The following is a 15,199-nucleotide window of genomic DNA, read 5'->3' as shown; positions in this document are numbered from 1 at the left end:
AAAATATTAGTTTATTAAAATATTTTGAAACCTTTTAAAAAGTGTTCCGTATACAATAGTACTAAGCATAAGGGAGGAACAGACATGAGTGTGAAAAGGACACTAATGATGGTGGTACTTGGAATTTTCGGCATTGTTGCACTTATTGCTGTATTTACATCTTGGTACACAGTAGATGAATCAGAACAAGCAGTTGTTATAACATTCGGTCGTGCTGATGATACAGTAACAGAACCAGGTTTACATTTTAAATTACCTTGGCCTGTTCAATCAGTTGAGATTTTATCAAAAGAAACATTTAGTTTACAGTTTGGCTATAAGCAAAATAAAAAAGGGGAATTGGAAGCTTATGATGCTGAAACGAAAATGATAACGGGAGACGAAAATATTGTCTTAACAGATCTTGTCGTTCAATGGAAAATTACAGAACCGAACAAATTTCTATTTAATGCTCAGGACCCAGAAGAGATTTTACATAGCGCTACGTCGAGTGCAATTCGATCAATTATCGGAAGCTCCAAAATCGATGCTGCGTTAACAGAGGGAAAAGCGGACATAGAAGCAAACACAAGAACATTACTTGTTTCGCTTATTGAAAAATATGATATCGGGATAAGCATTTTGGGTGTTAAATTGCAGGATGTAGAATTACCAAATGCTGATGTACGTGCTGCTTTTACAGCAGTTACAGATGCACGTGAAATGAAAAATACAAAAATCAATCAAGCAGAAAAATATGAAAATCAACGTACAAATGAGGCAGAAGGTGAAAAAGACGCCATTATTTCGAAGGCAGAAGGTGAAAAAACAGCCCGTATCGAGCAGGCTCAAGGGGATGTAGCTGTCTTTAATAAAATGTATGAGCAGTATAAAGGCAATCAGCAAATTACCCGTGAGCGTTTAATCTTAGAAACACTTGAGAATGTGTTACCGAAAGCACAAATTTACATGATGAATGATGATGGCAGCACAATGAAATACTTACCTCTTCAAGCACTACAGCCCGTAGAACAAAAGCAAGAGCAGAAGCAAGAGCAGAAAAAAGAAGGGAGCGGTAACTAATGGATCAAAAAAATAAGGATCTTGAAAAATTCCTACATTTTTTATCAGGCAAATCCAAAAATACTACTCCAAAAGAAGGGAATTCAGAGGATAATGTAATCAAGATGTCGAAAAAGGGTCCGATGAATCCAAAGAAATATATTTCCATTGTTGTAACCTTAACAGCTGTTTTTGCCATTGCTATAATATTATTTGCAAATATTTATATTGTAAAAGAATCTGAGTATGCTGTAGTTAGGCAGTTTGGGGAAGTAGTGAAATTTGAACGTGAGCCAGGTCTTAAAATGAAGGTTCCATTTATTCAAAGTGTAACGAGATTACCAAAAAACCAAATGACTTATGAAATATCGGAAGAGGAAATTAATACAAAGGATAAAAAGAGAATTATTATTGATAATTATGCGGTATGGCGTATTACAGATCCAAAGTTATTAATTTCAAATGCAGGTACGATTGAAAAAGTAGAATCTCGTATGGAAGAGTTTATCTATTCTGTTATTCGCTCTGAACTTGGACGAATAGAATATACACAAATCATTAATGATGAAAACTCTTCTCGTGGGAGTATAAATGACCAAGTTACTGAACGTGTAAATGAATTACTGGCACAAGATAAATATGGTATAGAGGTTGTAGATGTTCGAATTCGTCGTATTGATTTGCCAAAAGAAAATGAGCAAGCTGTATTTACAAATATGATTTCAGATCGTGAATCAATCGCTCAAAAATATCTATCAGAAGGTGATGCTGGGAAGCGTCGTATTGAAGCTCAAACAGATAGAAAAGTGCAAGAAATGCTGGCAACAGCTAAAAAAGATGCTGCATTAATTCAAGCAGAAGGAGAAGCGGAGGCAGCGAAAATCTATAATAAGTCATTTTCACAAGATCCGGAATTCTATTCACTTTATCGTACATTAGAATCCTATAAGAAAACTGTCGGTGAAGATACGGTTATTATTTTGCCATCTACTTCACCGTATGCAAAAATATTATCTGGCTATATCAAATAATTTTCTAATCCTTGCAGGGATTCACATAAGAAGTCGCCACCATTTTGGTGTGGCGACTTCTCTGCTTTTTGATAATGTGTAAACTTATAAATTTTTATTATTATAAATTCATATATTAAGAAAATAATAGAAATTTATAATTTTATATATCGTAGATTACTATAATCTGATAGAATAATGATGTTTAGAATGAAAAAATGGAGGTAATAGCTGTGAAATTTCAAATTAGCACCTGGCTACAAAATTTAGGCATAGCCTGTAGTATTGCATCGTTGTTTACACTTTTCTTCCGTCTATCAGATTTTGAATGGTTAACGAAAAGTGTTTATCATATACCAGTATTTTTTGTCACTTTGTTTTTATTAAGTTTAATTATCGCTGAGGATGTCCGAAAAATATGTAAAAGAATATTTTGGTATGAAAAAAGAAAGGTCAAGCGTCCTATCTGGCAAGTTGGTATTGGTTTTATTTTCTTTTTAGCACAAATTAGCACGGTAATGGTATTTAGTAAGGAGCTGACACAGCCACAATTGGGTGGGATGCCCTTATTTTTAGTGTTTGCTTTTATGAATGCGTTTATCTTAACCGTTATATATGAAGAAATTTTTTATCGTACATCAAATTAATAGCATGGATCAATGAACTTTCATTCAAAAGAATCTTACTTTTGAATGAAAGTTTTTTTATTATTGTGAGCGAAGGGCTGACCAACTACAGCTTGAGGTTATGGTTGTATGGACACAGCGCTTTCTGATTAATCATAGCTAAATCGAATCGTATATTCTATTTGATAGAGTGCTCATTTTAAATATTAATACTGAAATCATTAACATTCATCAGTATTGCCTTCTTTTTATCTATAGTACATTTAGGAAGTATTTACTTACCACTATAAGTAGTTATTACATGGATTAAGAAAAAAAAGAAAAGGTGGAAGTTTTTAAGTACCCATTATCCTGTGCAACCAGAGCTAACGAAGGGAGTTTGGTTGTGACAAAAATGGTAGTAAAGTGTGGAGATGTAATGTCGAAAAGCGTCACAAGTACAGGGAACTTAAACAATTGTGGTCTAACTAATTATTAGCGTTCGTTTTAAGAAAATTCTTTTTTTTAACCTAATTTTAACCTTTATTATGTATGATGATGAGGATTTTCCAATTGTAGATAACATTAAAAGTTTTAGGAGGTAATGATGAAGAGGTAGCTTTTCAACAAAGAAATCAACAAATAGCTAAGCTTAATGCACAATTTGTAGGATTAAATAAGGAAAAAGCCCTTTATCTAAAGAAGATTTAGAAAATCATACAGCACTGGATAAACAAAGCACCGACCTAAAAAATCATAATGACAGCCAGAGTAACTCGCAGCAAATGGAGTTACTGCGTCTACAAAGCATGAATAATAAACGTAATGAGGATTTTGATAAAAAGATGAATTTTATAAAAATGTAGGACAGTCGCTCATCTACTTTAAACATTATGTGTTAAGGTGTGATGGCTTTCTTGCTAGGAGGAAAATTATGAAAAAAAACAAGCTATTTATTGTAGCGGCATCTACTGTGGTGGGAGTAAGTACTATAATAACAGGCACAAGCACTACAGTAGAGGCAGCAACGACCAATTTTTCAGATGTACAAGAGACAAATAGTCATTATGCAGCCATTATGGATTTAGCACAGCGTAATATTATTCATGGTTTCCCAGATGGCACATTTAAGCCAAATGAGTTTGTCACATTTAAGCAAACAGCGAAAATCATTGCAGGTATACTCAATTTAGATGCAAGTGATGAACAAGAATGGGCAGCTTTGCAAGCAGCAGGTCTTATGGATAGCACAGTAAACCCAAATGATTCTATTACACGCAATGACATGGCAAAGGTTATTGCGAAATCATTAGGGCTTACCCCATCTGGTAGTGTGTCAATCCCCTTTACAGATGTGATGGCAGAACATCAGCAGGCAGTGGCAGCACTATTTGAATATGGGATTACAAAAGGAACATCAGCTACTACTTTTAGCGGAGACAAATTTGTGACAAGAGGACAGCTTGCTTCCTTCATTGTAAGAGCTGAGCAGTTCATAAAGCGAGCATCGACAGATACAAATATTGCGGGAGCAACCGTTACAGTGGAGCGCATCCACAACAACAAGATAACAATTGAAGGGCATGAATGGTCAATTGGCAAGAATGCAAAGACTATTTTAAATGATAAAAACGCTGCTGCTTTAGTAAATGCACAGCTAGATGTGATTGTGGTCAATGGTGAAATCACTGAGGTATTAGCGATTGACTTACACACATCTGGACAGCAAGGTGCAAAAGTTGTGCTAGATGGTGGCAATACCTCTATCGGAAATATTGCGGTTCATGCAGATTTTGTTGAGCTAAAAAACATGGTCGTTACAGCGGATTTACGTGTCACAGGGCGAGCAACACATTTAACACTGAATCAGCTAAAGGTAAAAGGGGAGCTACTACTAGAAGAAGCTGAAGCATCAAGAACGGCATCACTTACTAAAGTAGCCGTTATTAATGAAAATCCTATTTCGGTGGAAATGACTAGAAGTGAATTAGTAGCTCTAATTGTAAAAGGAAGGGCATTTATTAATTCAGATTCACCGTTACCAGTCGTAACTCATTTAGGCAGTAATTTACAGATTATTGCACCTAGTGTGAGCATACTTAATTGGGAGTCACCACCTGAAGGTTCACAATTAAGTGGGACGGCGACTATTGGAACAGTCGTGATTGGCGCTGAGTATGAATTTAGGTTACAGCAAATGCAAAAGCAGCTCGAAGCCAGTCAAGACTTTTTACGAGAACAGCAACAATTGCAGGAGCAGGCAAAAAAAGCAATATTGACTAAAATTAGTGATTTAACAACTGAGACAGTAGGCTTGCAGCAGCAGATTAATGATTTAACAAAGGTAAAAAGGACACCAGCACAAGACAATCAATTAGCTCTATTAAGACAAAAATTGCAACAGATAGAAAATGAGCTACTTTCTCTAAGAGTACTATCAAACCAGCCGCAACCTAGCAATAACCCAGCAGGTATACCCAATTTGCCAGGATTATTTCCTTCTGTCGAACAAACAAAACAAATAGAGGAAATAATACGACAGATACAAGAAGCGTCAAGAAAGCAGCAACAACAAAATGAAGACTTTAAAAATCTAATTCAGACTGCTTTACAAATTAATGGGACATTAAACATTGGGAATTTCATTGTACCATCACCTGCTGTTTCAACCGTCACTCTAGGACCAGATGTACGCATTAATAATGTGATGACAGATATTTCTAGAGAAGCACTACTTGCAATGTTTTCCAATGTTCGTCAAGGGCAAATTAAAACATTAACATCTGCGAAGGGTCAACAAACACCTTTTAACCCAACGCCTTTAGAGGCTACAGACAGTGGTTCAAGTAGTAACAGTGGTAGTATCTCGGGAGGTAATAACACGGGTGGAGGAAATACAACAACACCTGTAGATACGACAACCCTGAAGAAGATGATTAGTAATGCCAAGGAACGACATGCAGCATTGCAAAATGGAGATCACCCTATATCTGTAAATGGCTTCGATGTACCACAGGCACAGCAATGGCTACCTAAAAAAGCAACAGATGAACTGCAAGCAGCAATTACAGAAGCTGAAGCAATGGTAACTAAAGCAGCGCAAGGACCAATGGGTTACCAACGGGTAGCTTCTTTAACAAATACAAATATTTTACTAGCGAATACACAAACAGATATCAATTATATGGCAGAAAAATTAGAGAAGTTAATGAATATACAACCAATCAATGGGTTGAAGGAGATAGCAACGATTCAACGCCTATTAAATGACAAGGAGATTACGAGTATCCCAGACATCGAAGAAATGACTGTGGGTAGGGTATATGAAGCGATAGAACAAATGTTAAGGGATGAATTCGAACAGGAACCTCTAACTGTAGAGGAGCAGGAATTGATTGTCGCAATGTTAAGGGAGTTTAAATTTAATATTCAAATCATTGACAATCAAGTAACAATTCCATTAAATGAAGCCATTTCATATACAGAACCTGTGACAGGGCAAACTTCAGAGCTTGTACCAGCAATATCAGCACAATTGACAATTGTTCAACCACTACCGCTTGTTATTAATGAAGTCTCTTATGTAGATGCTGAGAATATAAGGCTAACATTCACTTCAAATATTGAGATACCGGAAGGGGAGCAATTTATATTTATGATAAATGATTCATTAACCCCGCTTTATGGAACAGTAAGTAGCAGTACAGATAATAGTGTAGTCATTCGAATTGATGGTCCTGTCCCATTATTTGCAACCTTTGTGCACATTGAACGTGAAAGTAAACCTGAATATAATCTTTTGAAAGAACCATTTACAATGGAGAACACAAACGTTTGATAGTAATAAAGAAAGTCAATCGCTATGAGCGGTTGGCTTTTTTAATATGAATGGCAATCCTAGGGGACTAAGATCGCACAATAAGGCGCATAAGGTTTTTTTGTGTGAAATGCATTGTTATTGTTGGCAAAATGGCTGTTTTCTCGATAAAGTAGAAAGAAGAAGCATTTTCAAACATACGTTTTCGTTTTACAATGAGTAGAAGACAATGCAGGAGGATAAAATCATGACAAAGGAAAAATTACTATTATTGGACGGTAATAGTTTAGCATATCGCGCATTTTTTGCGTTGCCATTGCTAACGAATGATAGTGGCATTCATACTAATGCTGTGTACGGCTTTACAACAATGCTACAAAAAATATTAGAGGAAGAACAGCCAACGAAAATATTGGTTGCTTTTGATGCTGGGAAAACAACATTCCGTCATGAAACCTTTACAGAATATAAAGGTGGGCGACAAAAGACACCACCAGAATTATCTGAGCAATTCCCTTATTTACGTAAGCTCATTGACGCATATGGTATTAAACAGTATGAATTAGAGCTATATGAAGCGGACGATATAATAGGAACACTTGCTAAAGAAGCTTCATCACAGGACATCAATGTCATCATCGTTTCAGGAGATCGGGATTTAACACAGCTCGCTACTGAGCAGGTAACGGTGTACATTACTAAAAAAGGTATTACTGAAATTGAGAAAAATACACCAGCTTTTATCCAAGAAAAATACGGTTTAACTCCCCAACAAATCATTGATATGAAAGGCTTAATGGGGGATTCTTCTGATAATATTCCTGGTGTACCTGGCGTCGGAGAAAAAACGGCAGTTAAATTGCTGAAAGAGCATGGTTCAGTAGAGTCGTTATATGCAGCAATGGATACTTTAAAGGCCTCAAAAATGAAAGAAAAATTAGTAGCCAATGAAGAGCAAGCAATCATGAGTAAAAAGCTTGCAACCATTTTTACGGATGCACCGATAGAGGTTGCACTTGCTGATCTTGCTTATACTGGCCCGAATGAAGAAGCGTTAATGAATGTTTGGCGGGAGCTTGGCTTTAAATCACTGCTAGAAAAAAGTGATTTTTCTGTCCAAGAAGAAGAACAAGCACCATTTGACTATGAAATTGTGCAGGAAGTAAAGCCAGAGCACTTAAAGGATGTTATGGCAGTGCATTTGGAGCTAGAGGACGAGCATTATCACACATGCCAACAACTAGGTATTGCTCTAACAGATGGAGCGAAACCAATTTACGTACCTTTTGATATAGTAGCTAAATCAGATGTACTTCGTCTATGGTTAGAAGATGCGACAAAAATAAAGTATATGTCAGATTCAAAGGCTGCCCAAGCAGCATTAAGACGAGCGGGGATTCGTTTAGCGGGTGTTGATTTTGATTTATTGCTTGCTTCTTATATCAATAATCCCGGACTAAGTGGAGATGATGTAGCAACACTTGCGAAGGAACTTGGCTACCGTGATGTGCAGGCAAATGAGACCGTTTATGGTAAGGGTGCCAAACGAGCTATACCTGCCATTGATGCACTAGCAGAGCATGCTAGCCGCAAAGCCTTCGCTGTGTGGTCAGTACAGCCAAAACTTGAATCATTGCTAAAGGAAAACGAACAATTTGAGTTATATAAAAACCTTGAACTCCCGCTAGCTTCTATATTAGGCGAGATGGAAAGTGAAGGGATTACAGTTAATCGTGCTACTTTAGAAAAAATGGGACAAGAATTGAATGACAAGTTAGTTGTAATTGAGCAAGAGATTTATGCGGAAGCTGGTGAAGCCTTTAATATTAATTCACCAAAGCAATTAGGCGTTATTTTATTTGATAAGCTTGGACTGCCAGTTATTAAAAAAACAAAAACAGGCTACTCGACGGCAGCAGATGTATTAGAAAAATTAAAATCGGAGCATGCGATTATTGAGCATATTCTTTTATATCGTCAGTTAGGTAAATTACAATCAACCTATATTGAAGGTTTGCTTAAAGAAATTCATCATGAGGATGGCAAGGTGCATACCCGCTTCCAGCAAGCATTAACAGCTACAGGACGTCTAAGCTCTACGGATCCAAATTTGCAAAACATTCCTATTCGTTTAGAGGAAGGGCGAAAAATCCGTCAAGCATTTGTACCATCAAAAGAGGGCTGGATACTGTTTTCTGCTGACTACTCACAAATCGAATTACGTGTTCTGGCACATATGTCAGAAGACAAAAACCTTGTAGAGGCCTTCCGTGAAGGGATGGACGTTCATACACGTACTGCTATGGATGTATTCCATGTATCAGCAGATGAGGTTGATAGCAATATGCGTCGTGCAGCGAAGGCCGTTAACTTTGGGATTGTCTATGGAATCAGTGATTATGGTTTATCTCAAAACTTAGATATTACACGTAAGGAAGCAGCGACATTTATTGAAAAATATTTCGCAAGTTTCCCAGGCGTTAAACAGTATATGGATGATATTGTGCGGGATGCGAAGTTTAATGGTTATGTCACTACGATTTTAAATAGACGTCGATATTTACCTGATATCACGAGCTCCAATTTCAATATACGTAGCTTTGCAGAGCGTACTGCCATGAATACACCTATTCAGGGAAGCGCTGCAGATATTATTAAAAAAGCCATGATTGATATGGATGCTCGCTTGAAAAAAGAGAATATGCAGGCAAAACTTCTTTTACAAGTGCATGATGAACTAATTTTTGAAGCACCTAAGGAAGAAATTGCATTGCTTGAAAAAATTGTTCCTGAGGTTATGGAGCAAGCCATAGAGCTTACAGTGCCGTTAAAAGTGGACTTCAACCATGGAGCAACTTGGTACGAAGCAAAATAAGGAGGGGTTCAAATGCCTGAATTACCAGAGGTTGAAGGTGTCGTCCAGGCATTAAAACCTAAAATTGAGGGACGCACAATCCAACAGGTGCAGCTATCTGAGGTGATTCGTTTTTCCTTTGGAGAAGGAAAACAATGTATTGTCAAGCAAGCTGAGCCTGATGCTTTTGAAATGTCCTTAACTCAAATGACCATAACAAAAATTGAGAGACGTGCAAAGTATATCTTTTTCCATATGCTGAAAGAGAATGTACCTTATGTGCTTGTTAGTCATTTAGGGATGACAGGTGCATGGTTCGTAGTAAATTCGCCAGAGGAAATCAATGAAGCGAAATTTCAAAAGCATATACATGCAACTTTCCAAATGGCAGATGGTGGCTATTTAATTTATTCAGATATTCGCCGTTTTGGTGAACTTCGTTTTTTAGAAAAAATTGAAGACCATGTACCGTTAACAAAAATGGCACCAGAGCCATTTGATGAAATAGCTTGCGATTATTTTATTGCTCAATCAACATCACCGAAATATGAGAAAAAATCCGTAAAGGAAGTCATAATGGATGGACAGGTAATTTCGGGTTGTGGCAATATTTATGCAACTGAGGCATTATTTGCTCAGAAAATTCATCCAGCTCGCAAAATGAACCGTATTAGTGAAAAGCGTAAGCGTGCACTATTTGAAGCGATTGTTACGGTTTTACGCCAAAGCATTGACGCAGGAGGTTCAACGATTTCAGATTATCGGAATATTAATGGTGAGGCTGGAAGCATGCAGAATCGACTGCAGATGTACGGGAAGAAGATGTGTCCAGTGTGTGATACGGCAACGAGCCAAATGACGATTGGAGGGCGCACGTCCGTCTTTTGCCCAAATTGTCAACATTAAAGGGGATTAAGCAATGATTATCGGATTAACAGGAAGTATTGCGAGTGGAAAAAGTACTGTTGCGAAAATGATAACAGCTCTTGGTTTGCCAATTGTCGATGCAGATATTGTAGCACGTGATGTTGTGGAACCAGGAGCAGAGACACTTACATTAATCGCTGAACAATTTGGACAAGATATTTTGCTAGAAGATGGCACTTTAAATCGGGTTAAACTTGGTGATATTATTTTCCATGAGCCTTCAAAGCGCAAAATTTTAAATGATATTATGCATCCAGCTATTCGTCAGGAAATGCTGCGTCAGCGTGATGCTTATATAGAGGCTGGCAACAAGCATGTAGTAATGGATATTCCACTCCTATTTGAAAGTAAGCTGCAGCATTATGTTGAGCGTATCATTGTGGTATCGGTGAGCGAGGAGGTTCAGCTTCGCCGCTTAATGAAGCGCAACAATCTGTCGAAAGAGGATGCATTAGCACGAATGCATTCACAGCTCCCGATGTCAGTGAAGGAAAAGGGAGCGGATGCAGTAATTTACAATAATGAAAATTTAGGACAGACAGAGGAGCAATTGAAAAAAATCCTTACAAAATGGAACGTTTTAGAAGTGAATTAAAGTACCTGTAAATAAAGTCATTTTTTCATTATTTGATGCGTAGCAAGCAAATCTTGCTATGCATTTTTTATGTTTGCATACACATAATAAGGACAAAATTTGACAAAATTATTTTTCAGAAAATAAGAACTTTAATATTATTAGTATATAATGTTCATCTTTTTTAAAATTGTGTTATACTAATCACCATAAAGTATATAATTAATCTGAGTATGTACTCACAGGAGGATTTTGTAAATGACAGTATCAATTGCTATTAATGGTTTCGGACGTATCGGACGTATGGTTTTCCGCCAAGCGATCGTACAAGAAGGTTTAAATATTGTTGCAATTAACGCGAGCTATCCAGCAGAAACGTTAGCACATTTGATTAAGTATGACACAAATCACGGAACATTTGAAGGTACGGTTGAACCAGCAGGCGATGCTTTAATTGTAAATGGTAAACGTGTTCAAATTATTAGCGAGCGTGACCCATTAAAATTACCATGGACTACAATGGGTGTAGATATTGTTATCGAAGCAACTGGTAAATTTAATGATCGTGAAAAAGCAGCAATGCACTTAGAAGCAGGTGCGAAGAAAGTTATCTTAACAGCACCAGGTAAAAACGAGGACGTAACAATTGTTTTAGGTGTAAATGACGATAAGCTTGATATTGCAAAACATGATGTTATTTCAAATGCTTCTTGTACAACAAACTGCTTAGCGCCAGTTGCAAAAGTGTTAAATGACACATTTGGTATCGATAATGGCTTAATGACAACTGTTCATGCTTATACAAATGACCAAAAGAACCTAGACAATCCACATAAAGATTTACGTCGTGCACGTGGTTGTGCACAGTCAATTATTCCAACATCTACAGGCGCTGCAAAAGCATTAAAATTGGTATTACCAGAATTAGAAGGAAAAATTCATGGTATGGCACTTCGGGTTCCAACACCAAACGTATCTTTAGTGGACCTTGTAGTGGACTTAAACACAGACGTAACAGTAGATTCTGTCAATGCTGCATTTGTGAAGGCTGCTACTGAAGGACCAATGAAGGGAATTTTAAACTTCTCAGTTGAGCCTCTAGTATCGTCTGATTACAATACAACAACTTACTCTTCTACAGTCGATGGACTTTCGACAATGGTAATGGGTAGCCGCAAAGTAAAAGTACTTGCTTGGTATGACAATGAATGGGGTTATTCTGCACGTGTAGTGGATCTTGTGAAAAAAGTGGCAAACGCTTTAGAAACAGTTAACGCATAATAATTATACTTAGCACATTGAAATCCAGGTGGTTTCAGTGTGCTTTTTTGTTAGAGTAATAGTTTCTTGGATTAGCTTTTAATGGAAATTTCCTTTAAAAATTGATGGCATCTATACTTGTACTTTCTGCTTTCAGGGTTTATCATGAGCACACTAGCGTGAATGCGCTTTTCTTACATGTGGAAAATTTGTTATAATAGGAATATTAAATTGTTGTGAAATCAGGAGAGTAATGATATGAGATGTCCATCTTGCCATTTTAACGGAACGCGTGTAGTGGATTCGAGGCCAGTAGATGATAATAAAGAAATTCGTAGACGTCGTGAATGTGAGTCATGTGGCTTCCGCTTTACAACGTTTGAAAAAATTGAAGAGACACCACTTGTTGTTGTAAAAAAAGAAGGTTCACGTGAGGAGTTTAGCCGTGAGAAGGTACTTCGTGGGCTTATTCGTGCATGTGAAAAACGTCCAGTTGCTCTAGATGTACTTGAGGAACTAGTATTATCAATTGAAAAAGATCTTCGTCGTATTGGTAATTCAGAAGTACGCTCTGAGGATGTTGGGGAAATGGTAATGGACCGCCTAGCGAAAATCGATGAGGTTGCTTATGTCCGCTTTGCATCTGTTTATCGTCAATTTAAGGATATCAATGTCTTTATTGAAGAAATTAAAGACATCATTCAACGTCAGACAGAGCAAAAATCTTAAGAAATTCAGAGAGGGTGAATGTCGTTGATTCATTTGTATAAGGAATTGCAGCCTGCCGATTCTTTTGACATTCGTTTACCTCATGCACTTTCTACACAGGAACGTCAATTAGTAACATTATTTTATCAGCCATTAACTGGAGCAGAGCCGATTAGCCTTTATTTAACACTTTGGGCAGAAGCCGAGCAAATGCCATATCAGCAAATGACACATTATTATTTAATGAATGTTTTAGGGCTTCCGATTGGTAAAATATTTGAGGCACGAATAGCGCTTGAAGCGATTGGCTTATTACGTACATGGAAGAAAGAAGATGCTGGAGAGCGAAGTTTTTTATATGAGCTGATACGTCCACTTGATGCAGATAGCTTTATGAAAGACCCGCTGTTATCCATGTTTTTATTTAGTAAAATTGGAGAGCAAGCTTATCGGAAGTTACGTCAGCGCTATATTGCTCCTGCAAGAGATGCTGAATTTAAAGATGTATCTCGTGCTTTTATTGATGTTTATAAACCTGTAAATTCAAATATCCCAGATGATTTACAAGCTAGTAAGAGTAGCAAGGATAATCAGTCAAAAATATATCCATTTTATTTTGATCAGTTTGATTTTGAACTTCTTAAAGCAGGGTTATCGGAGCAATTAGTGCCTGCCAGTTTACTTACATTAGATGTTCGTGAATCGATTGCCAAGCTTGCATTTTTGTATCATTTAACTGCACTGGATATGCAAAAAATAGTGATTCTGGCTTTAGATGATGATGTAGGTATTTCACAGGAACGGCTTCGTAAGGCTGCGGCAGATTTTTATAAGCTGACGGTTTCAAAAGAGCCGCCAAAATTGATGAAAGTAAACGAGCAGGCCCCTATAGAAGGAATAGGACAAAAAACAAAGGATCAGGAGCTACAGCAATACCTAGAAACTACACCTCCTATTCAAGTACTGCGAGATATAAATAACGGAAAAGAGCCTCTACAAACCTCTGTCCAACTTGCTGAAAGCTTAATTGTCCAGCACGGTATGCCAGTAGGGGTTGTCAATGCTCTTTTAGAATATGTAATGCTTACTACGGATATGAAGCTACCTAAAAAGTATGTAGAGACGATTGCGGATCATTGGGTGCGCAAAAATATTCAAACAGCTAAGGAAGCAATGGAACTCGCACGTCAGGAGCATGATAAATACACTACTTGGAAAAACAAGCCGCAAACACCAAGTAAAAGTAGTCAAAATATCAAAGGTCGTTCAGGAAAGCAACGCGAAGAGAAGGTACCTGAATGGTTTTACAAACGTAACGATCAGCCAGAGGAAAGCATCTCAAGCACGATAGATTTTGAAAAAGAACGTCAAAAGATATTAGAAATGCTAGGAAAAAGTGATAAGTAGGGAGGGTGAACGACAATCGAACAAATTAATGGACCATTAAAAAGAGTAGTTAATGTACCATCATTTCAAGAGCGATACGAAGCGATGCGTCGAGAAATTTTAGAAAACCCTCGTGTGCAAGATTTTTTAGCAGCGCATGCAAATGAATTAAGCTATGATTCCATAGAGCGTAATTTACCGAAGCTTCATGAATTTATAAGTCAATCTACTGTTTGCTGTGGCTGTGACAATACAGATCATTGTACAAACTATTTAAAAGGTTTTATACCAACTTTACGTGTAATTCGAAATACTGTTGAAATGGATTATGTGCGTTGTGAGCAAAAAATACGTGAGGATGAGCACCGGAATGTAGCCAATATGATTGCGAGTATGCATATGCCTAAAGATGTGCTCCAAGCTACCATTCAAGATTTAATGATTGACGACGAATCTCGCGTTATGATTGCGCAAAAAGCGGCGCAATTTGTCAAGACTACAGTGGAATTAGGGAAGCTTCCTGCGAAGGGCTATTATTTATACGGAAAGTTTGGGGTAGGAAAATCCTTTGTGCTGGGTGCCTTGGCTAATGAGTTAGCCGCTATAAAAATCCGTTCAGTAGTCGTTTTTGTGCCTGAATTTTTACGAGAAATGAAAAATGCCATTGGCGATAATACATTGAATGAAAAAATAGACTATGTGAAAAAGGCACCTGTGCTGATGCTTGATGATCTTGGAGCCGAAACGATGACCGCTTGGACAAGGGATGAAATTTTAGGAACTATTTTCCATTATCGTATGGCAGAGCAATTACCAACATTTATAACTTCTAATTTCAATTATGATGAATTGGAACATCATTTAGCACAATCACAAAAAGGTGATATCGAAGTTGTTAAAGCAGGACGAATTATGGAACGTATTAAAGCTTTAACAGAGCCGATTGAAATGCGTGGCAAAAATCGACGGATGTAAGATTGTCAGTTGCATTTTACGACAATCGAGCGTATACTGTCT

11 protein-coding genes are annotated in these 15,199 nt (G+C 37.3%); all 11 read left to right on the top strand.

Features of this window, described 5'->3' with window-relative positions; genetic code table 11:
• Positions 1 to 84: 84 nt before the first annotated feature.
• The 11 genes from hflK (at position 85) to dnaI (ending at position 15,157) form a co-directional block, all read left to right on the top strand.
• On the top strand, positions 85 to 1,062 hold the full coding sequence (gene hflK / locus AC1RNS_RS10645) for an FtsH protease activity modulator HflK (protein WP_492992488.1): 978 nt from the start codon (positions 85 to 87) through the stop codon (positions 1,060 to 1,062).
• Entirely contained in the window at positions 1,062 to 2,072 is a 1,011-nt protein-coding gene (gene hflC, locus AC1RNS_RS10640) for a protease modulator HflC (protein ID WP_492992487.1), read from the top strand. The genes hflK and hflC overlap by 1 nt, the downstream gene beginning before the upstream one ends.
• Before the next feature lie 212 nt (positions 2,073 to 2,284).
• Entirely contained in the window at positions 2,285 to 2,698 is a 414-nt protein-coding gene (locus tag AC1RNS_RS10635) for a DNA polymerase I (RefSeq protein ID WP_492992486.1), read from the top strand.
• 892 nt (positions 2,699 to 3,590) lie between these two features.
• A complete protein-coding gene (locus tag AC1RNS_RS10630; protein WP_492992484.1) occupies positions 3,591 to 6,494 on the top strand; it encodes an S-layer homology domain-containing protein in 2,904 nt (967 codons plus the stop codon).
• A gap of 226 nt (positions 6,495 to 6,720) precedes the next feature.
• Positions 6,721 to 9,348 (top strand): DNA polymerase I, encoded by a 2,628-nt coding sequence (gene polA, locus AC1RNS_RS10625; RefSeq protein ID WP_492992483.1) that lies wholly within the window; start codon positions 6,721 to 6,723, stop codon positions 9,346 to 9,348.
• 12 nt (positions 9,349 to 9,360) lie between these two features.
• Positions 9,361 to 10,233: a bifunctional DNA-formamidopyrimidine glycosylase/DNA-(apurinic or apyrimidinic site) lyase gene (gene mutM, locus AC1RNS_RS10620; protein ID WP_492992481.1), complete on the top strand. Its 873-nt coding sequence runs from the start codon at positions 9,361 to 9,363 to the stop codon at positions 10,231 to 10,233.
• Between the two features lie 13 nt (positions 10,234 to 10,246).
• Positions 10,247 to 10,849: a dephospho-CoA kinase gene (gene coaE, locus AC1RNS_RS10615; protein ID WP_492992479.1), complete on the top strand. Its 603-nt coding sequence runs from the start codon at positions 10,247 to 10,249 to the stop codon at positions 10,847 to 10,849.
• A gap of 237 nt (positions 10,850 to 11,086) precedes the next feature.
• On the top strand, positions 11,087 to 12,109 hold the full coding sequence (locus tag AC1RNS_RS10610) for a glyceraldehyde-3-phosphate dehydrogenase (RefSeq protein ID WP_492992478.1): 1,023 nt from the start codon (positions 11,087 to 11,089) through the stop codon (positions 12,107 to 12,109).
• A 237-nt stretch (positions 12,110 to 12,346) separates the two neighbouring features.
• On the top strand, positions 12,347 to 12,817 hold the full coding sequence (nrdR, locus tag AC1RNS_RS10605; protein WP_492992476.1) for a transcriptional regulator NrdR: 471 nt from the start codon (positions 12,347 to 12,349) through the stop codon (positions 12,815 to 12,817).
• An 18-nt stretch (positions 12,818 to 12,835) separates the two neighbouring features.
• Positions 12,836 to 14,203 carry a replication initiation and membrane attachment family protein gene (locus AC1RNS_RS10600; protein WP_492992474.1) on the top strand — a complete coding sequence of 456 codons (1,368 nt, stop codon included), beginning with the start codon at positions 12,836 to 12,838 and terminating at the stop codon, positions 14,201 to 14,203.
• A gap of 24 nt (positions 14,204 to 14,227) precedes the next feature.
• Positions 14,228 to 15,157, top strand: coding sequence for a primosomal protein DnaI (dnaI, locus tag AC1RNS_RS10595; RefSeq protein ID WP_492992617.1), 930 nt, complete (start codon positions 14,228 to 14,230; stop codon positions 15,155 to 15,157).
• Positions 15,158 to 15,199 lie beyond the last annotated feature (42 nt).

Source organism: Lysinibacillus sp. GW821-FHT14F06, from assembly GCF_058803665.1.
This window is presented reverse-complemented; position numbering and strand designations above follow the sequence as displayed.